We start from the raw sequence: 18,139 nt of genomic DNA, 5'->3' as shown, positions 1-18,139 counted from the left end.
CGCCACCGGCATTGCGGTTCTGTGCCGCGCCATGGGTGTTGAAAACACCGATTATGCCGCTCTTTGCCGAGCCCGGGCGATGCACAACAAACAACCAAGTTCTACGATCGAGAACTGGATCGAGAATTACAAGTCCCTGACGGACAAGGATGCACGGCGGCTTCTCTCCTTCATGAAAATCCGGCTCGGCACGCTGCAGGCGCAGGCAGCCTAACGGCTGCGGCGCCGCTGTCATGTGCCAGGCTTAACCTCGCGCGTGACGACGGCAGCGCCTGCTTCCAAGGTTCTGTGGACCGGGCATTTATCGGCGATTTCCAGCATGCGCGTCCGGGTGGGTTCATCCAGGTCGCCTTCGAGCGTGATTAATCTTTCGAAACGGTCGACCTTGCCGCCCCGCGCCTTCAACTCATCCGCACAATCCTCACAATCGACGGCATGAACCTTGTCATGCAATACACGCGTTCCGATCCGGTCGATCGAAAGTCCCTTCCGGTCGGCATACATTCTGAGCGTCATCACCGTGCAGGCGCCAAGGGCAGCTGACAAATAGCCATAAGGGGACGGACCGCTATCCAGTCCGCCATAGTCAGCCGGCTCATCGGCAATCAGCCTGTGTTCGCCGCTGACTACCATGGCCTGAAACTTGCCCTGCCCGGTCTCGACGACTTCAACGCCCGCCTTCAGTTCGGAAGAACCAGTCGCAGCGGGTTTGTCCAGATAACCACTTACCCAACCGGCAATGACCCTCGCCGCATATGCCGCGTCATCGCTTCTCGTCAAGAGATGGTCAGCCTTGTCCAGTGACACAAAACTCTTCGGATGTCTGGCTGCGATAAAAATATTCGTGGCATTGTCGATACCCACGGTTTCATCAAGCGGTGCATGCATGACAAGAAGCGGTTTGCCGAGCCGCGATACCTTGTCTCTCACCGACTGTTCTTCCAGGTCATCGAGGAACTCGCTGCGGATTGTGAACGTTCGACCTGCGAGATCCACCTCGCCCTTTCCCTCTGAACGGATCAGGTCCACCGCACCCTTGAAGTTATGGATGACGTGATCGGCTTCGGATGGCGCCCCGATTGTAACAACAGCACGCACTTCCGGAATGTCTGATGCGACCGAGAGGACAGCTGCACCGCCAAGGGAATGGCCAATCAGGATCTGCGGCGCTTCGTAATTCTGGCGCAGAAAGTCGGCCGCACGTTTCAGGTCTTCGACATTCGAGGAAAATCCGGTCGACGAGAAATCACCACCGCTGCCGCCGAGGCCGGTAAAATCAAAACGCAGAACCGCAATGCCTTCCATGCTGAGTGTCCCGGCGATATGTCGAGCTGCGGGAATATCCTTGGAACAGGTAAAGCAATGGGCAAAGAGTGCGAATGCGCGGATTTTTCCTGCCGGAAGATCCAGACGGGCGGCGAGTCTGGCACCACGGGCGCCATCAAATTCCAGTTTCAGTGGACGAGTTGCCATTCTTTTGCCCTCCAGGGTTCGTCAGGGCGAATTCCACCTGTTCCGGACCAATAGCGCGGACCGACAGATGCAATTGCCACCTTCAGAATTACTCGATCCAGAAGTAGGCATGATGGCGGTTCCTGCAAATCACGGCTTGGTGTGAGAGCCGTGAGGCGCATTTAACCTGTCGAAACAGGCAATCACAGTCAGTCAGTTTCGTTCAGCAAGGCCTTCAAGCGGTTCTCTTCGTCTTCCGAGAGTTTCGTCTGCCCCGGTGCAGAAGCTTGCTGAAGACGCCTTGAGCGATTTCTGAGAGCCAGAATAATCGCAATCGCACCGGCCACCAGCGCGAGCGGTCCTGCGGCCCAAAGAACCAGTGTGTGCCACGCAAAGCGAGGCTTCAGCAGGACAAATTCGCCATATCGGTCGACCAGATAGTCAACAACTTCCGTGTCGCTGTCGCCGGCGACCAACCGTTCTCGCACGAGCACCCGCAGATCCTTGGCCAACGGCGCGTCGCTGTCGTCGATCGACTGGTTTTGACAGACCATGCACCGCAGTTCCGCGGAAAGCGCTCGCGCGCGCGCTTCCAGAGCCGGGTCGTCCAGAACCTCGTCGGGTGTGACTGCATGAGCCGCCCCGGTCAGAAGCAAGAAGCAAAGCGCAAGGCTGGTCATAAACGAACGGATCATGGTCCTACTCCGCAGGCACGGCAGCCGGAGCCACCTTGCGCTTGGCTGCCGGTTTCGGTGCTCCGATCCGCAGTCGCCGGTCCGCCATGGAGAAAGCCGCACCCAGAGCCATGATGACACTCCCGATCCAGATGAGCGTGATCAGAGGCTTGAAATAGACCCGCACATCAACAGCGCCATCCCCCCGGCTCTCGCCAAGCGACAAATAGAGCTGTGAGAAGCCGATCGTGTGGATACCGGCTTCTGTCGTCGGCATCTGGCGCGCCGTATAGACACGCTTCGACGGATCGAGTTCGGTCACATAGGCGCCAGCCTTGCGAATGGTGAAATGTCCGACTTCTTCCGTGTAGTTCGGTCCCTGCCGGGGAGCTGCCCCGTCGAAAGTGACTTCGTATCCGACCAGATTGACGGTGTCGCCGGGCCGCATTGTGGTAATCCGCTCTTCCTGAAAAGCAGATGCCGTGACAATTCCAAGGACAGTTACACCAATACCGAAATGGGCAATGGTCGTTCCCCAGGCAGAACCGGGCAACCCAAGCAGACGGGCAAAACCTCGTTTCGCACCAATCTCGAAGAACTTCACTCTGGTGACGATCTCGGCGATAGCGCCCGCCATCACCCAGACAGCCAACCCGACGCCGAGCGGCGCCAGAACCTTTTCCATGCCCCAGAGCCAGAACGTAAAGAGCGTCATCAACAGTGCCAGGCCCAGCGCTGCATAGAGCCTTTGTGTTGCCGCCAGCAGATCCCCCCGTTTCCAGGAAAGGACCGGTCCGAACGGTACGGCAATCAGAAGCGGTATCATCAGCGGACCGAAGGTCAAATTGAAGAACGGAGCACCGACTGAGATTTTTTCGCCCGTGATCGCGTCAAGCACCAGCGGGTAGAGTGTGCCTACAAAGACAGCCGCGGTGGCAGCCGTGAGGAAAAGATTGTTCAGAACCAGTCCACCCTCGCGGCTGATCGGAGCGAACAGTCCACCCTGTTTCAGCATCGGTGCCCGCCAAGCATAGAGCGACAGAGACCCGCCGATGAAAATGCAAAGAAGGGCAAGGATGAAAACACCGCGCGCCGGATCCGTGGCGAAGGCGTGAACGGAAGTCAGAACACCTGAACGCACCAGGAATGTCCCAAGCAAAGACAGGGAAAACGTGAAGATCGCCAGGAGAACCGTCCAGACTTTCAATGCTTCACGTTTTTCCATGACAATCGCGGAATGCAATAGTGCCGTGCCGGCCAGCCAGGGCATGAAACTTGCGTTTTCGACCGGGTCCCAGAACCACCATCCCCCCCAGCCGAGTTCGTAATAGGCCCAATAGGAGCCCATGGCGATACCGAGTGTCAGAAAACTCCAGGCCAGAAGCGTCCAAGGCCGTACCCAACGTGCCCAGGCTGCATCAAGACGGCCCAGGATCAGCGCCGCTACGGCGAAGGAGAAAGTGATCGAAAAGCCGACATAACCGACATAGAGCAACGGTGGATGGATTGCGAGGCCGATATCCTGAAGGATCGGGTTTAGATCGGCACCTTCCAGAGGCGGGTTCAAGACACGCTCGAACGGGTTGGATGTTGCCAGAAGAAACAGGAGAAACCCTGCTGAAACCCAAGCCTGGACGGCCAATGTCGCTGCCCTGAGATCCGCCGGAAGATTGCGGCCGAAAATGCCGACAAGTGCACCGAAAAACACCAGAATGAGGACCCAAAGCAACATCGAGCCTTCGTGGTTCCCCCAGACCCCGGTGAACTTATAGAGCATCGGCTTGGCGGAATGAGAGTTTTCCAGAACGTTCAGAACCGAAAAATCCGACGTCACATAGGCGATCGTCAACACAGTGAAGGATGCCAGGACCAACATGAATATCGTTACAGAGGCTGGTGGCGCGACAGCCATCAGACGCTGGTCTCCTGACAGCGCGCCCCATAGAGGCAGCACCGATTGCACTAGCGTCAGGGCAAATGCCAGGACAAGCGCGTAATGTCCGAATTCGACTAACATTGGAAGTTGCGTCCTGTACTAGTTTCCGTTGCCGCTACTGGGCTTCACCCTCGCCGCCCTGCCAATGGCCCTGTGCCTTCAAAGCTTCAGCCACTTCCTTGGGGACGTAGTTCTCGTCATGCTTTGCCAGCACGCTATCGGCGACAAATACGCCATCCGATCCAATCACGCCTTCCGTCACGACGCCCTGCCCCTCCCGGAACAGATCCGGCAAAATTCCTTTATAGGTCACGGCTACTGCATTTGCCATGTCGGTCACCCGAAAGCTGACCTCCGCATTGTCGGAACGGATCACGGATCCTTCCTCGACCAGCCCCCCAAGTCTGATCCGCTGACCGGTTGGAACTGTGCTTTGTGTGATGTCCGTCGGGCTTTGGAAAAAGACGATTTGATCGTTTAGAGCAAACAGGATCAATCCCAGCGCAACCGCGAGTACGGCGCCAGCCGATCCAATAAGGGTCAACCTTCTTTGCTTGCGTGTCATTTCTATTCCGTCCGAAGTCTTCAAGTGGCTGCACGTACGGCATGTCCGCACGCTGTTTGCTATCTAAGACCCTGTTAAACCAAGCTGGCTTGCGGCGTCCTTGATCAGAGACAATTGCTCAGGTTTATCCGCATAAGCTGCCTGTGCGTCTGCCAAGGCTGTTTCAGCTTTCTGCTTTTCACCCAGAACCATATAGGCCCGTATCAGGCGGTTCCATTCCTCGGGCGAGCCCCCATCCGCCTCGAGTCGTTCCGCCAGACCGCTGACCATTCCGCTGATCATCTGTTGTCGATCAGCGGCATCCATATCCTGGGCTGCCGCAATGTCTTCCGTCGATGGTCCCCCAAGTGCTGCGACAAGCGGACTGCCGCCATTCAGCTCGGCAAGTTGCTGCCGCGCTGCCTGTACCCAGGCCTCCGTTTCATCTGCTCCTTCAAGAAGTGCTTCCCACGCCTTGATAGCAGAGTCTTTTTTTCCTTCCTGGCCCAGTGCGATCGCGAGAAAAAATCTCGGTTTGACCGCGTCCGGCTCCATTTCGACAGCCTGCTCGAACGCTTGTCGCGCATCCGCTGAAACAAGTCCCTGATTCGCCATTGTCATGGCTTCACCCATATCGGTGAGCCAGTCCGGTCGGGGTCCGAGAATCCGAATGGCATTTGCATAAGCGCGCGCGGATGCCTGCGGCTGGCCAAGCGTCAAATAGACAGGTGCGATGACAGACCAGCCCTGACCATCTTCAGGATTATCAGCAAGATGCCGTTCGACCCTCGCCACCAGAATGTCCACCGACTGTTCTTCAGCAGGTGCATTGAGGCGTGTGGTGAGCGGCTGGTCCGGCACGTCCGGAGCACCAAGAGTGAAGTAAATACCCAGAGCCATAACCGGCAACGCAAGCAGAGCCAAAGCCTGTGCCAGCTTCAGCCTTGCTCCTTCGGACCGCGCTTCCGGTGTGCCGGAATTTTTGTCATGCGCAGCAAGAAGCCGGCGTGCGACTTCGGTCCTGGCAGCTTCCGCAGCCCCCGGGTCGATCAGTCCACGTTCCAGCTCGCTGTCAATCGCTGCCAGTTGATCGCGATAAACCTCTTCATCCGCATTTGCAGCGGATGCGGCCGGGAAACGCTTTGTCCTCGACAGCGGAACCAGTACAGACAGGGCCGCTACCCCTGTCATTACAGCGATTAAGATCCAGAAAACCATGGCGGCACTATAGACATTTCAATCGGGGCAATTGCAAGACTGTTGCACTGTGACCGGCAGTCGCGCCAGTCACATTGAGTTTGGTCAATAGAAATGGTCGAATTTACGCAACCAGAATCGGGGCTGCTATCGCCGCCCTAGCGCGCTTGCGACGAGCTTGCGTTCGGCAGTTGGTGCTGTGCTTCCAGCTGTACCCTTGGCTTTGGAAACGGCCGATTGACGGCTGCGGCGCAATTGAGCCGCATAGTCTGCACCAAAATAGATTTCTGAAAGCGTGATCGCGGCATCCGCGGCTGCAGTCTGCGCTTCCAACTGCTGGCCGTGCGCCTTTCCAAGATCTGTAATCAGCGAACGCGTTACGATTTCCAGCGTCTGCTCGACGGCCTGGCGCGTGCGCTTGCTGACATCGTTGACTGCGAAAGTTTCCGAGGCGTTGCGTGACATGGTGACAACCCGAAGAATTCGCACCGCTTCATCAATTGCTGCCTGATTGACCTGCAACTTGCCGCTCTTGTCGAATTTCGGCACCTGCAGAGCACGCCGGATAGCGCCATGTGCATTGTTCAATTCTCTGGTCACTTCACCGGAGATGCTTCGTTTGGTCTCCGATAGACGCTTGTGCCACTTGCCGCTCAGCGACAGATCCATATCGCGTTCAACCCCGCGAACAAGCGCATGATATTCGCCCAGCGCCTGGGAGAAAGCGACCGGATCGGGATTGTTGTTGCGGTGTTCCAGTGCAAGGATCTGCAGTCGTTCTGCCTCGCTCATGACAACATCGACAAAAGGGGCGAAGGGCGAATTTGCGATGACCTTGGGGTCGGTATCACCTGCCAAACGCCCGGCAAAGGTGCACAAGGCAGACGGTGTGTCGGCGCGATCAATCAGCGCTGCGGCAATAACCGGGATATGGTCGGGGAAACGTGAAGAGCATTTGTCGACCAGTCGCAGCACGTCCGTGTCCTGCTTCAACCGATGTTCATTGACGCGATCCGGAATATTTTGAAGGAACGGCAAAAGCCAGCGCTCGGCGGCAAAGATCTTCTGAATGTCGACAAGTTCGGCAATTCCGCGCTCGCCTCCAAGTTCAACACCGATACGGCGTCGCTCCTTTTCCGATGTCTCACACTTTTCCAACGCAGTGCCGATGGCGTCGACGGCACGTGAGCGCAGGGCCTGGACGAGAGCGTCAACCCGTTCACCGCTCACGGCTGCGTTGCCCGCCTGGTCCAGAACCATACGAACATCGACGGCGATCAGGTCGCGGCTGAGCCATGTCCAGACACGATCAAGAACAGCCCTGTTGATCCGACCCTCCTGGCGGTTCGGCAAAGTCTCGTTGATCAGAAAATCTTCCAGCGGGGAAAAAAACAACCGCTGGATCTGGCTCCGTCGATGGTCGCCACCGGGCAGTTCAAGGGGGCCCTTTTGCGGCTTGCGCAGCAAAGTCACAGCAGCAGCAAGAATGAGATTGAGATGGGGATCCTTGTCTTTTTGAGCCTTGGCTTTTTCCAAATTCCGGACCAGCGCCTCAACCGCTTTGGGGTTGAGGCTGCTCAGATAGGTCTTCAATTTGGTCTCAAGCTGATCTGAGTAGCTCATTCAGTGCGTCAACATCACCGCGGTCTCTAATCGCGCAATGATACCTGCACAAGACTTAAGCAAGTGTTGAGAATATTTCTATGAACCTTGCGGATACGAAGGCTTTCCGGCGAGCCGTCTAACCGATTACCTGCCAATTTCCGCGTTCAGTTTCACAAGCTGTACCGCGCGCCTGCAGGGTCTGCCCCTGAAGCACCATCTCGTGAGTGAACTCCCGGCAGCTCGTGTCGTTGACCGAATAGACCGGCCCGGGTCTGACTTGACCACTGCGACCGGTGCGCTCGTTCTGCCAGGCAACAGACACGCCGATACCGCGAGCTCTCAGGGCCCTGTTCTGTGCGTCTTCGGCCGCCTTGCGGTCAGATGGTTCCAGCGCGTCGCCAAATTCGTTGTTCACCAGAACCGAAATCGCTGTATTGGCTTCAGATCCGCTTACATTGCTGTTGGGATCACCAAAAAACGAGCCTGCTCCCCACGCTCCGCTTTGATTTGCACCTGACGTCAATGAGCAGCCGGACAAAGCCGTGACAAGAACAAGACATGTGGCAGTGCGCAATCGCATGCTTGGAGGCTCCTAAGAGGCGTGAAGGCCGGTGTGATCCGGCAACAGAATCAGTGTTATTTTCACTTTGTGGCCGAACTTGGCCACAATCCAGTCTTTTGGCCAGTGATTTACGTCACACTCCATCACAGTCAGTTCAGACGTTGCAGAAGAACCACGCTGAATTTACTCATTCACGGCTCAAGGCCGGCAGCGTCAATGTTGCTTTCAAGCCTCCGAGTGAAGTTCCATCCAACTCGAATGTTCCCCCGTAAAGTGCTGCAAGATCAGCAACAATTGACAGTCCGAGACCGGTTCCAGGAACTGTTTCATCCAGGCGTCTGCCACGTTTCACTGCTTCTGCCCTCTGCTCGCGGGTCAGTCCCGGCCCGTCATCCTCAACCGTGATTGAAAACATCTCCCGATTTGTCGCCGGGTCATCGAGAGGGGCCACTTTGACGATAACGCGTGAATCGGCCCACTTGCAGGCGTTGTCGATCAGGTTGCCGCTCATTTCCTCCAGATCCTGGCTTTCGCCCCGAAACCGGATCGGAGTCGTCTGATCAAATTCAACAGTCACGCCTTTGTCCTGATAGATTTTGCCCATGGCCCGGTTGAGCCGCCCAAGGACGGGTTCGGTCTCGCAGGAAACACCGATCACCCGTCGCTGTGCCGCCATCCGGGCCCGCTCAAGGTGATGCTGGATCTGAGTGGACATGATTGCTGCCTGTTCAGACATCTTTTCCGCAAGTGGACCACCGGCAGACCGGGCCTCGTTGGAAATGACGGAAAGAGGTGTCTTCAAGCCGTGTGCAAGATTGCCGACATGGGTCCGTGCCCGCTCTACGATCTCCTTGTTGGAGACAATCAATCCATTCAGTTCGACGGCCAGAGGTGCGATTTCACGCGGCAGTGCTTCATCAATCCGATCCGCCTCCCCTTGCCGGACCGCAGAAAGCGACGTGCGAAGTCTCGCCAGCGGTTTGAGGCCGACTTTGACCTGCAGAAAAATTGCCAGGATCAATCCAAGGCCGACTACGCACAGGGTCAGCGTCACAAGTCGTGCAAATTCCGAGATATCGGCCCAGAACCCGGCTGTTGCCGCACCAACAGCGATAACAAAGTGCTCATCGCCGATCGCGATGCGTTGCTGCAGGACCCTGATTTCATCTCCTGTCGGGCCGGTGACATAACCGGCCGCCGTTTCATTGTCGCCGATTGGTGGCACACTCAGTGGGTCTCCAAGCAGGGAACCGGACGCAAATAGGATCTGAGAACTGTTCGCACGCCGCACAGTCCAATACCAACCCGACAGCGGCAGGGAAAAGCGCGGATCGCCCTGATAGGTGGGTGCAGTGACGGCCTGGGTTGCCCTGCCCTCGGTCGCACTCGTTTCCAGCATTCCGGAAATCAGCGACTTGATATGAACCTCGAGTTGCGCATCAAACGCTCTTTCGCTGGCCCTTTCATAGAGACTGACCAGAAACACGCCGGCAATCGCAAGCGCGATGGCCGACCAGACCGCTGCAACAATTACAAGACGTGCGGCAAGCGAGCGCTGCGGCTTAGCGGCAATGTGATCTTCAGTTTCGGAGCCAACGTCACTCTTCACTGGCTTCTCCAAGCCGATATCCAAGCCCACGGATGGTCTCGATCAGGTCCGAACCGATTTTCTTGCGCAGCCTTCCGACAAACACTTCAACCGTGTTGGAATCCCTGTCAAAGTCCTGATCATAGAGATGTTCGGTCAATTCCGTTCTGGAAATCACCTTGCCCTGGTGATGCAGCAGATAGGACAGAAGTCGGTACTCATGCGAGGTCAACTTGACTGCGCTGCCATCGACAGTGACCCGACCGGCGCGCAAGTCGAGGCGAACGGGACCGCAGGTCAATTCGTTTGAAGCGTGGCCTGCAGCACGTCTCACCAGAGCCCTTACGCGTGCCAGAACTTCTTCCATATGAAACGGTTTGGCGACGTAGTCATCCGCACCGGCATCAATGCCCGCCACTTTGTCGGACCAGCGATCCCTGGCTGTCAGAATCAGGACCGGCATCGTGCGTCCGTCCCGCCGCCAGTTTTCCAGAACGGACAGACCGTCGAGAGTCGGCAGCCCCAGATCCAGAACGACCGCGTCATATGGTTCGGTATCTCCCAGGAAATGACCGTCTTCACCATCCGCTGCGCTGTCGACCACGTAACCGGCCTCTTCCAGGGCCGTCACCAGCTGGCGGTTCAGATCGGTATCGTCTTCAACAACAAGGATGCGCATGGGCTTTTACTTCTTGACTTGGAAACTTGAAAGATTGCTGCCGCCGGATAGCAACCGGCATCACAAGGTTCTAGCAGTTACCGATTGGCCGGCACTGTGACCGTTGTCACCTTGCCGCTTTTCAGAACCGACAGAACATAGACATATCCGCCTCCCTGCTGGCAAAGCTGCGCTTTGACGATCTCGCCACCGGCGCGACCGGCCACGGAGCCAAGCGGGGCGGCTTTGCCACTGGCGACCGCTTCACGGGCCTGCGCTTGCGACAAGCACGCTGCCTGGGCCGGCGCCACAGCCAGCAAGGTCAGGATTAAAAAGGCGAATATCTGTTTCACGTATCCGATTCCGGTTCTGCTCACCATTGAATAGGCAAGGTGTAGTCAATTTCACCTGAACGCAAGCTGAACCATCCCTTTAGAAAGCTGAAAGCACTTCCATTCCGCCTTTCCGCAACAAAGCTCCTTCACCCGACGCCTATCGTCATTTCGCGGTTGTGCTAGGATATTCCTTTCTTGCCGAGAACATGTCTGATTGCCTGCTGATGACACAAACTGAGGAAACTGCTTGTTACCGACACCCGGCGATCCGGTGGTGTTGCCGCACGTTTGTGCCCACCGTAGCCAGTATGTTCACTTTGACCTCGGCATCTGCCAAAGCCTGCTCTCTCGCGCTCGTCCTGGCGATGGACGGCTCTGCCAGCGTTGATCCGAGAGAACATTCCCTTCAGTTGAACGGTCTTGCGGACGCGCTCAGCGATCCTGATGTTGTTCAAGCCATCGAAACTGTCGGTGGCATCTGGGTCACCAGCTTTGAATGGAGTGGCCGTTTTCAGCAGTTGATGCAGTTGAACTGGCAGCACCTGACTGACACCGCCAGTGCCGAAGCTGCCGCACAAACCCTCAGGCAATCGCCAAGGGGGTTCACGGAGTTTCCGACCGCAATCGGCTATGCCCTCGGTTATGCGGCCGTACAGATGAGACACGCACCTGCTCCCTGCGCCCGAAGGGTCATCGATGTGGCCGGTGACGGCATCAATAATGATGGTTTCGGGCCTGAAAGTGCTTACAAAGCCTTCGATTTTGAAGGCATCACAGTCAACGGCCTCGTTATTGCCGCGCCCGATACTGTCCCTGCTCTCTATTACCAGCGATTTGTCATCCGAGGCCCGGGCGCATTCGTCGAAATCGCTGCCGACTACGAAGATTATGCCCGAGCCATGAAACGCAAGCTTTTGCGCGAAATTTTCGGTAGCGGCTACGCGGCCGTCGAATAGTCCGTGACCTGCTACCTATCCCTGCCTTCGATGAGACTGTTCGGCCAGTGCCTTCTCAAATTCCGCAGGTGACTTGCTTTCTCTTAAGGCATTCAGGAAAAGCTGTTTCTGCGTCACGGGTGCAAGACCTCCAACCGGTGGATCTCTGTCAAGATTTGTCGGGAATGAATAGCCTTCCGCACAAGCTGACACTGCCGCTTCCAGTGCCGGGGTTACCTGCTTTTTCTTCGAAACTCTCTCCAAAATCGCCGGGTAAAGCGCCAGGCTCATGGCGTGTCGGTCGATACTCTCCATCGCCCGGCAAAAGGCTGAGGAAATCTGCAGAAGGTTCGCCATTCGCTGGATATCTTCGCTGGTATTGGCACCGGCCGCATGAAACAGCGCCGGATTGAAGAACAGAGCGTCACCCTTTTCGAGCGGGAGCTGAACATAGTTTTCTTCAAAGTAATCCGAGAACGCATCCAGCCTATAAGCCATATAACCTGGCCGGTAGAGTTGCGAATACGGCAGCAGTTTCGTCGGGCCACTGATCAACGGCATGCCGGTATGCGCCACAGCACCCTGCAAGGTCATGACCGGAGACAGATCATGAACATGTGCCGGATAGCCGGCACAGATTTCAGCAGTTTGAAAGCCCAGATGGTAATCCCTGTGAGCCTGCTGCGCGGCACCACCCGGGCGCACAAGATTGACCTGGGCGGTCAATTGATAGTTCGGTCCCAGCCACGCCTCACAGACAGTGTCGATTGCCGGGTTGGCGAAGTAGTCAGCAAAAACTTCAGGCGACTTCAGGCACAATTTTTCGAGCGAGTTCCAGATCCTTGCATTGGCACCGGCAGTCGCAAAATGGTCTGCGCCACCGCCTGCCGTTTCCTTCTCTTCGGCAATAATCTGATTATAGATTTCGGTTGCAGCATCAATCGAAGTTGTGTCCGGAAAGGCTTTTTTCAAAACCAGAACGCCTGACTGGTCCTTAAGCACCCGAGCCCATTCCGCCATCAGACGGCGGCGATTTTCCCCACCGGCAAGAACGGACTGCAACTCTTCCATATCGTATATGGGAATATTCGCCTCGATCCGGTTGGCGTGAGGAACCTCGCCTTCCTCCAGCCGCTGATCGATCAGCTGTTTAAACTCCTCGATATCGCAACTGGCCAAATCGAAATAGCCGCCCAAATTTGCCTGAAGATCCATTTATCCCTCCCAAAGTCAAATTTGATGTCCAGAATAACAGCACAGGTCTTGCGACTGACGTTAAAACCCATCAAGAATCCATCAAATGACACATCGGTTCCCGGTTAAGGAGATAGCGCTTCAGGCAGGTTTGAGTACTGCCACGGTTGACCGTGTTCTCAACAATCGTGCGCATGTCAGTCCGCAGACCCGCGTTCGCGTTCGGGACGCAATTGAGGAACTGTCGTCCCAGGAAGGCCAATTTGCTGCGAAGGGACGCCGGATTTTTCTGGATATTGTCGTCGAAGCACCCAGCCGGTTCAGTCGCGAAATACGGCGCGCGGTTGAGAACGTTCTTCATGATTTTCATCCTGCTGCAATCAGATCTCGCTTTGCGATGGCCGAAATCATGACAGCAAAGGATTGTGCAGCAATCCTGGCGCGGATCAAAAAACGTGGATCACAGGGCGTTTGCCTGAAAGCGCGGGACACGCCTGAAGTCCGGGCGGCGATCGGTGAACTTGTAGCCAAAAACATACCGGTTCTGACAATCTTTACCGACATCCCCGGTTCCCAACGGCTGGCCTATGCAGGCCTCAACAACGTGAGTGCCGGCAAAACTGCGGCATATCTCATGCTCAATTTCCTGAAACCGGATGACGAGACTGTGCTGACCACGCTCAGCCAGCGTGCGTTCCAAGGGGAAGTGGACCGCTTCCAGGCTTTCAAGTCCGAACTCCTGCTGCACCGCCCCGACCTCAAGCTGATTGACGCCAGTGGTGGTGGCGGGCTGAATCCGCGAACCGGTATTGATGTCGGTGAAAAGATCAAGGGTCAGGCCAGGATCGCGGGCGTATATTCCATGGGCGGAGGCAATCAGGCCATCTTGAAATCGCTTGAAGAGTCCGGTCAACAACCTTCGATTTTCATTGCCCACGACCTTGATGAGGACAATCTCGACCTTCTGCGCAGTGATCGTTTGACCTTCGTTCTCCACCACGACATTCGAGCCGACATGAAATCGGCAATCAGACACATTCTGGCATTTCACGGTCTTGGGGAGGCTCCCGGGTCTTCCGAGAGCGATATTGGTGTCGTAACGCCAATGAACATCCCGAAGACCGATTGAACCGGTGCTCAGGAACCTGTCCAATCACCTGTCAGGCGCGACATTCCAACGGAAATCGTGGCTCAACCGGTCCGAGTGGCGCATAGCGCGACGGGAAAAGGCCTGGATTGAAACCGGTCAAGCGCCCGGTTTCTCATGCCCTTCCTCCTCCATACTCCGGTAAAAGTCCTTAAGCGTTTTGCCGGGTTCAGGCGTGAACTTGTCGCCTGTTTCACGAATTTCGGACATTCGATTCAAACGAAACATTCGGAAGTCCTTTCGCAGCTCGCACCATGCGACCAGCGTCCAGACCTTGCCCCAGAACCAGAGCCCCAGAGGCCGGATCACGCGATCGGTCGAATCCCCCTTGCTGTCACAATAGGCAATCGATAGCCGTTTGCGGGAGTCGGCAGCCGTTTCGAGAAAATCAATATGAGCCCGAACCTGCGGGGTCATTTCGGGTGCAAAAGCATGAATCTCGATCTCGTTCTGCCGAACGCGCATCTTTTCCGGCAGAACCGCATCAATCTTGATCATCGCTTCTTCGGCGGCGCGCGCCATGGCAGCACCACCCCAGGCGCGGATCAGTCGGGCGCCGGCCAACAGGGCAACAATTTCATCACGAGTGAACATGAGTGGCGGCAATTCATAGCCATCGCGCATGATGTACCCGACACCGGCAGCCCCCTCAATCGGGACACCTGAGGCCTGCAAATCGACCACATCGCGGTAGATGGTCCGTTCGGAAACTTCCAGCCATTCAGAAAGCTGGCGTGCCCGGACGAGCCGGCCGCCGCGCAGATATTGTACGATCTGGAAAAGGCGGTCGGCGCGTCTCATGAATTCGTCTCCTTACGGAGCGAACAATCCGATTGAATTGCCATCCGGGTCAATGCCGTAGACAAAACGCCCAGCCGGAATCGCCACAGGGTCCGAGACAACCTCACCTCCTGCTTTCGCGAAGCGCTCCATGGTTTCCTCAAGTGTGTCCGGACATGCAAGGTGGACAGTTGGCCCACTTCCCTTTTCCGCGGGTTTGCCGGGATACAAATGCCCCGCGACACCGTTTGGATCCTTGGTCGGAAAGATTGCAATGTGATTTGGCCCCATATCGGTGACACGTTTGAGTTCTGTTTTGAAAACGTCATTGTAAAAACTGATTGCCTTGTCCAGATCCAGGACGGGAATCTCCGTCCAGACGGTGAATTGATCAGGAGTAAATGTCATGGAAAGTCTCCGTGGTTGCTGTGATGAGGATCACCATATCAACCATCTCCTGACAGCCTTCTGTCAGGAGACTTTGAGGAAATGAATACCTTAAACACCGGGAAAATCGGCGAAAATCAAAAGCGAACCTTGGTCCCGTTTTGCCTAAATGGCAGGAATTAAAAATCTTCTGTCTTACCCGCTCCGTCGGTTCCGGCAGATCGGCTGCCTGTTCCGGATACGTTTCAAAATCTGGCTCAAGCCTTTTTCTCATCACTCCTGTTCGATCAAGGTTCGCCGCAAACACCGATCGGCTGATGTTCCACCACCGCGACTAACCGCAACATAGCCTTAATACAGGCCATGGTTGTGCAAGTACAACCATGCAATTCAACAAAATCCCTTACTATTTCAAATTTCAATGCGACATACGACTGATCGAGAACAGTAATTCTGAACCCGTTGACGCAACTTCTTCAATGTTTCGAAAATTATTAAGTTCAAGGTCTTTACAGACACTCTAGAATCTAATCTATCTATTTGAGCAATAAACGAATAACATGTGCACGTGGTTCAGAGGCCGCTATTCTCGATAGAAGGCGGTCTCTTCCCGTCTAGGGCAACGGGTCTCATTCCGACTGCCTCGTTTCAGTCCCTACGACCTGCCGGAATTCAGAGAGATTTCTGACACTCAGGCTATGGTCGGGTGTTCCCCTACAAAAGCTCCTCGAATTGATCTTTCTCAAGGTGCCGGTGTTCGCGAGGCGGCAATTTGTGGTTCTCAAAAGGAGGACCCGTATGAGTCACGTTCCACACGAACTGCACGAAGAATTTCCCGAAGCAACCGAAACACTACACACCCTGAAGACCGAAGACGCCCATTTTGCGCGTTTGGCTGATGAGTATCACACCGTGAACCGTGAAGTGCACCGGATTGAAACCGATGTGGAACCGGCCTCCGACGAAGTGCTGGAAGACCTGAAAAAGAAACGCCTTCATCTGAAAGATCAAATCGCCGCTCTATTGGCGGCCGCTGCAAACACCGTGTCCTGAGCCCCTCCTTTTCAGGCCGGTGTTAGAGCCCGCGTCGTCCCCGTCCGACGGCGCGGGCCGCCCTTTACCGGGTGGCAAAACCCGATAAAACATCGATTTTAGATACCCGGACAACATAAAGAAGGTGCCGGGGCTTTAAGCGGCACCCGGCACCAGTCTGGGGAGGAACGACCCTCATCGTTCACTATACGATGTGGGGCTGCCCTTTGAGAGTTGCAAGCAAAGAATGCGTGAGGCTTGCGTGAGAGAAAACACGCATTTTCGCCTAAAAGCTTGACGTTACAGCCTTTCAGCAGCCATCTTCCGTTGGGTTATCCATCGGGTTTGGTCATGCGTGTTTTGCGGATATTTCTTCTTTTTTTCTCATTGGCACCCACACTTGCAGTGGCTGCCGACCATTGTGTCGACGTTCAATCAAAAAAGGGCTGGCAACAACTTTCCCTTCCCGGTGGGAAAATCCGAAAGGTCAGCTTTTCCGGTAACTGGACCGTGATTTCGGGCATGTACAGGCCGGTTGGTCCACGCGGTTACTCGGGCCAGGATGCAAAAAAGCTCGGTCCGCTTTATGGGTATAAATTCGACCAGTCCTACGCGTTTGGAGAAATGCTGGTGCGAGACCAGGCCGGTCGGATTGTGCCGTTTGCGGAATTCGCTGCTCTTGCGGTAAACAGCCGGGATCCTGCCGGAATTTACGCATTCCGGATCAATGACAAGGACATCGCCCTTTGGGACAATGCCGGCGCTATTCGCGTCTGTATCTCCATGCGTTGAGTGCGACTTTCTCTTCGTTGAGCATCGGAACGCTGCCTGATAGCGTGGGGTTCTATCCGACTACTCATTTTCAACGGTGAACCATGTCCCAGAAAGTTGCCCTCATAACCGGTGCGGCCAGAGGTATCGGCCTTGCAACATCAAAGCTGATGCTAAACCGCGGCTGGAAGGTTGCCATGCTGGACCGGGACAGCGAGGAACTTGCGCTCGCCTCCAATGGTCTCGAAGGAGCAATTCCTTTTGTCTGCGATGTTTCCGTGCCTGAACAGGTTCAGGAAACCGTACCAGCACTTCTCACCGCGTTCGGGCGTCTGGATGCGGTTGTGAACAACGCAGGTGTTGCTGAATTCGGGCCAATCGAAGAAACCGATTTTGCCGGGTGGCGCAGAGTGATGGAGACCAATCTCGACGGCGTTTTTCTGGTCTCACAGGCAACCATATCTGCCTTGAAGGAAACCCGCGGTTCAATTGTCAACATCGGGTCGATTTCCGGGTTGCGGGCATCCACTTTGCGTGTCGCATACGGCACCTCGAAAGCAGCGGTCATTCAACTGACAAAGCAACAGGCTGCAGAACTTGGCGAATTTGGCGTGCGCTCGAACTGTGTGTGTCCAGGCCCCGTCCGAACCAAACTGGCAATGGCTGTGCACAGCGCTGAAATCGTCGACGCTTATCACGATGCCATCCCGCTGAACCGGTATGGTTCGGAAATGGAGATCGCGGAAGTTATCGCCTTTTTGTGCTCGGACCAGGCAAGTTACGTCACTGGTCAGGTGATTGCTTCAGACGGTGGTTTCGACAGTACAGGTATTGGGTTACCGGCACTCAGGAAATAGTGGCGCACGAGCCCTTGAGTTTGTCTCACGGACTATTTTCGAAATGCACCTTCCGGGCGGTACTTGTCCATGACCGCATCGAGGCGGTCGTTGGTGATCGCCGAGTTGGCTTGCTGCAGGCAGGGTAGCAAAATGGCCTTGTTTGCCTGCTGCTGAGCTCCGGTCGGGTATTTCCCAGGCTCCGGATTGACCGGTTTGAAGCACTCGATAAAGACAGCTTCCTCAATGTTCAGATCCGCAGCAATCTTGTCCGTCGGCCGGTTCGGATCGTTGTCCGCATAGGCAGGCTGAACCAGAAAAAGGGTCACGAGAAGGCAAAGGTTTCGCATCTGAAAATCTCCCAAATCGGCGGCGATGATCGCATCGCGCCTAGGCCGTGTGGACGAACTGGTTTTTCAAAACTAGCCAGAGCCTTGTCTAAGGGTGTGACGTTCGTCACGATTTTTCCGAATTCGCTTCTGATTCCAACATCGATTGCCTTGAAC

General features: G+C 55.6%; 20 protein-coding genes and 1 pseudogene. 6 read left to right on the top strand and 15 right to left on the bottom strand.

All coding sequences use genetic code 11. From position 1 onward, the window contains the following. Positions 1–214, top strand: a pseudogene (locus tag K5905_RS07895) (hypothetical protein); the annotation flags it as partial. A 17-nt stretch (positions 215–231) separates the two neighbouring features. Here the strand turns inward: K5905_RS07895 and K5905_RS07890 are convergent. The 10 genes from K5905_RS07890 to K5905_RS07845 all read right to left on the bottom strand — a co-directional run bounded on the left by K5905_RS07890 (position 232) and on the right by K5905_RS07845 (position 10,569). Next, positions 232–1,473, bottom strand: coding sequence for a bifunctional alpha/beta hydrolase/OsmC family protein (locus K5905_RS07890; protein WP_297582250.1), 1,242 nt, complete (start codon positions 1,471–1,473; stop codon positions 232–234). A gap of 188 nt (positions 1,474–1,661) precedes the next feature. After that, complete coding sequence (locus K5905_RS07885; RefSeq protein WP_297582249.1) at positions 1,662–2,147, bottom strand: cytochrome c-type biogenesis protein; 486 nt, start codon at positions 2,145–2,147, stop codon at positions 1,662–1,664. Between the two features lie 4 nt (positions 2,148–2,151). Further along, a complete protein-coding gene (locus K5905_RS07880) occupies positions 2,152–4,143 on the bottom strand; it encodes a heme lyase CcmF/NrfE family subunit (protein WP_297582247.1) in 1,992 nt (663 codons plus the stop codon). 34 nt (positions 4,144–4,177) lie between these two features. Then, positions 4,178–4,627 carry a cytochrome c maturation protein CcmE gene (gene ccmE, locus K5905_RS07875; RefSeq protein WP_297582244.1) on the bottom strand — a complete coding sequence of 150 codons (450 nt, stop codon included), beginning with the start codon at positions 4,625–4,627 and terminating at the stop codon, positions 4,178–4,180. Between the two features lie 63 nt (positions 4,628–4,690). After that, positions 4,691–5,824, bottom strand: a complete 1,134-nt coding sequence (ccmI, locus tag K5905_RS07870; protein WP_297582242.1) for a c-type cytochrome biogenesis protein CcmI — start codon at positions 5,822–5,824, stop codon at positions 4,691–4,693. 126 nt (positions 5,825–5,950) lie between these two features. Then, on the bottom strand, positions 5,951–7,426 hold the full coding sequence (locus K5905_RS07865; protein WP_297582241.1) for a hypothetical protein: 1,476 nt from the start codon (positions 7,424–7,426) through the stop codon (positions 5,951–5,953). A 118-nt stretch (positions 7,427–7,544) separates the two neighbouring features. Further along, positions 7,545–7,988 carry an RT0821/Lpp0805 family surface protein gene (locus K5905_RS07860; protein ID WP_297582240.1) on the bottom strand — a complete coding sequence of 148 codons (444 nt, stop codon included), beginning with the start codon at positions 7,986–7,988 and terminating at the stop codon, positions 7,545–7,547. Positions 7,989–8,157: 169 nt separating this feature from the next. Next, on the bottom strand, positions 8,158–9,579 hold the full coding sequence (locus K5905_RS07855) for an ATP-binding protein (RefSeq protein WP_297582239.1): 1,422 nt from the start codon (positions 9,577–9,579) through the stop codon (positions 8,158–8,160). After that, a complete protein-coding gene (locus K5905_RS07850; RefSeq protein WP_297582237.1) occupies positions 9,569–10,237 on the bottom strand; it encodes a response regulator transcription factor in 669 nt (222 codons plus the stop codon). Before K5905_RS07850 ends, K5905_RS07855 begins: the two co-directional genes overlap by 11 nt. Positions 10,238–10,314: 77 nt before the next feature. After that, complete coding sequence (locus tag K5905_RS07845) at positions 10,315–10,569, bottom strand: hypothetical protein (protein WP_297582236.1); 255 nt, start codon at positions 10,567–10,569, stop codon at positions 10,315–10,317. Between the two features lie 290 nt (positions 10,570–10,859). Here K5905_RS07845 and K5905_RS07840 point away from each other — a divergent pair, with 290 nt between their 5' ends. After that, the gene (locus K5905_RS07840) at positions 10,860–11,507 is read left to right on the top strand and encodes a DUF1194 domain-containing protein (protein WP_297582234.1); all 648 of its coding nucleotides are present in this window, start codon (positions 10,860–10,862) and stop codon (positions 11,505–11,507) included. Positions 11,508–11,522: 15 nt separating this feature from the next. Here the strand turns inward: K5905_RS07840 and K5905_RS07835 are convergent, their stop codons facing one another. Continuing rightward, positions 11,523–12,701, bottom strand: coding sequence for a phytanoyl-CoA dioxygenase family protein (locus tag K5905_RS07835; protein WP_297582232.1), 1,179 nt, complete (start codon positions 12,699–12,701; stop codon positions 11,523–11,525). Positions 12,702–12,786: 85 nt separating this feature from the next. Here K5905_RS07835 and K5905_RS07830 point away from each other — a divergent pair, with 85 nt between their 5' ends. Further along, positions 12,787–13,809 carry a LacI family DNA-binding transcriptional regulator gene (locus tag K5905_RS07830; protein WP_297582230.1) on the top strand — a complete coding sequence of 341 codons (1,023 nt, stop codon included), beginning with the start codon at positions 12,787–12,789 and terminating at the stop codon, positions 13,807–13,809. 117 nt (positions 13,810–13,926) lie between these two features. On the opposite strand, the gene K5905_RS07825 is transcribed toward K5905_RS07830, so the two are convergent. Together K5905_RS07825 and K5905_RS07820 are read right to left on the bottom strand one after the other, a co-directional pair. After that, positions 13,927–14,628 (bottom strand): YafY family protein, encoded by a 702-nt coding sequence (locus K5905_RS07825; protein WP_297582228.1) that lies wholly within the window; start codon positions 14,626–14,628, stop codon positions 13,927–13,929. A gap of 12 nt (positions 14,629–14,640) precedes the next feature. Continuing rightward, positions 14,641–15,015, bottom strand: coding sequence for a VOC family protein (locus K5905_RS07820; RefSeq protein ID WP_297582225.1), 375 nt, complete (start codon positions 15,013–15,015; stop codon positions 14,641–14,643). Between the two features lie 777 nt (positions 15,016–15,792). On the opposite strand from K5905_RS07820, the gene K5905_RS07815 reads away from it, so the two are divergent. The 3 genes from K5905_RS07815 to K5905_RS07805 all read left to right on the top strand — a co-directional run bounded on the left by K5905_RS07815 (position 15,793) and on the right by K5905_RS07805 (position 17,654). After that, positions 15,793–16,047: a DUF465 domain-containing protein gene (locus K5905_RS07815; RefSeq protein WP_297582220.1), complete on the top strand. Its 255-nt coding sequence runs from the start codon at positions 15,793–15,795 to the stop codon at positions 16,045–16,047. Positions 16,048–16,377: 330 nt separating this feature from the next. Then, entirely contained in the window at positions 16,378–16,818 is a 441-nt protein-coding gene (locus K5905_RS07810; protein ID WP_297582217.1) for a hypothetical protein, read from the top strand. An 83-nt stretch (positions 16,819–16,901) separates the two neighbouring features. Beyond that, positions 16,902–17,654 (top strand): SDR family NAD(P)-dependent oxidoreductase, encoded by a 753-nt coding sequence (locus K5905_RS07805; protein ID WP_297582214.1) that lies wholly within the window; start codon positions 16,902–16,904, stop codon positions 17,652–17,654. Between the two features lie 32 nt (positions 17,655–17,686). On the opposite strand, the gene K5905_RS07800 is transcribed toward K5905_RS07805, so the two are convergent. Both K5905_RS07800 and K5905_RS07795 read right to left on the bottom strand, forming a co-directional pair. Then, entirely contained in the window at positions 17,687–17,983 is a 297-nt protein-coding gene (locus tag K5905_RS07800; protein WP_297582211.1) for a hypothetical protein, read from the bottom strand. Continuing rightward, a partial coding sequence (locus K5905_RS07795) for a hypothetical protein (RefSeq protein WP_297582209.1) occupies positions 17,959–18,139 on the bottom strand: 181 nt, incomplete at its 5' end. The genes K5905_RS07800 and K5905_RS07795, both read right to left, overlap by 25 nt.

Origin of the sequence: Roseibium sp. (assembly GCF_025698965.1) — a bacterium.
Classification (GTDB): Bacteria; Pseudomonadota; Alphaproteobacteria; order Rhizobiales; family Stappiaceae; genus Roseibium.
Note: the sequence above shows the minus strand (reverse complement) of the source record. Positions and strands in the feature narration are given on the sequence as shown.

What these genes read in the sequence shown, in the direction of transcription:
- K5905_RS07825 (WP_297582228.1), bottom strand. Translation starts at nt 14,628, where the DNA reads ATGAGACGCGCCGACCGCCTTTTCCAGATCGTACAATATCTGCGCGGC.
- K5905_RS07860 (WP_297582240.1), bottom strand. Translation starts at nt 7,988, where the DNA reads ATGCGATTGCGCACTGCCACATGTCTTGTTCTTGTCACGGCTTTGTCC.
- K5905_RS07830 (WP_297582230.1), top strand. Translation starts at nt 12,787, where the DNA reads ATGACACATCGGTTCCCGGTTAAGGAGATAGCGCTTCAGGCAGGTTTG.
- K5905_RS07885 (WP_297582249.1), bottom strand. Translation starts at nt 2,147, where the DNA reads ATGATCCGTTCGTTTATGACCAGCCTTGCGCTTTGCTTCTTGCTTCTG.
- ccmE (WP_297582244.1), bottom strand. Translation starts at nt 4,627, where the DNA reads ATGACACGCAAGCAAAGAAGGTTGACCCTTATTGGATCGGCTGGCGCC.
- K5905_RS07850 (WP_297582237.1), bottom strand. Translation starts at nt 10,237, where the DNA reads ATGCGCATCCTTGTTGTTGAAGACGATACCGATCTGAACCGCCAGCTG.
- K5905_RS07805 (WP_297582214.1), top strand. Translation starts at nt 16,902, where the DNA reads ATGTCCCAGAAAGTTGCCCTCATAACCGGTGCGGCCAGAGGTATCGGC.
- ccmI (WP_297582242.1), bottom strand. Translation starts at nt 5,824, where the DNA reads ATGGTTTTCTGGATCTTAATCGCTGTAATGACAGGGGTAGCGGCCCTG.
- K5905_RS07840 (WP_297582234.1), top strand. Translation starts at nt 10,860, where the DNA reads ATGTTCACTTTGACCTCGGCATCTGCCAAAGCCTGCTCTCTCGCGCTC.
- K5905_RS07880 (WP_297582247.1), bottom strand. Translation starts at nt 4,143, where the DNA reads ATGTTAGTCGAATTCGGACATTACGCGCTTGTCCTGGCATTTGCCCTG.
- K5905_RS07800 (WP_297582211.1), bottom strand. Translation starts at nt 17,983, where the DNA reads ATGCGAAACCTTTGCCTTCTCGTGACCCTTTTTCTGGTTCAGCCTGCC.
- K5905_RS07890 (WP_297582250.1), bottom strand. Translation starts at nt 1,473, where the DNA reads ATGGCAACTCGTCCACTGAAACTGGAATTTGATGGCGCCCGTGGTGCC.
- K5905_RS07810 (WP_297582217.1), top strand. Translation starts at nt 16,378, where the DNA reads ATGCGTGTTTTGCGGATATTTCTTCTTTTTTTCTCATTGGCACCCACA.
- K5905_RS07865 (WP_297582241.1), bottom strand. Translation starts at nt 7,426, where the DNA reads ATGAGCTACTCAGATCAGCTTGAGACCAAATTGAAGACCTATCTGAGC.
- K5905_RS07835 (WP_297582232.1), bottom strand. Translation starts at nt 12,701, where the DNA reads ATGGATCTTCAGGCAAATTTGGGCGGCTATTTCGATTTGGCCAGTTGC.
- K5905_RS07815 (WP_297582220.1), top strand. Translation starts at nt 15,793, where the DNA reads ATGAGTCACGTTCCACACGAACTGCACGAAGAATTTCCCGAAGCAACC.
- K5905_RS07820 (WP_297582225.1), bottom strand. Translation starts at nt 15,015, where the DNA reads ATGACATTTACTCCTGATCAATTCACCGTCTGGACGGAGATTCCCGTC.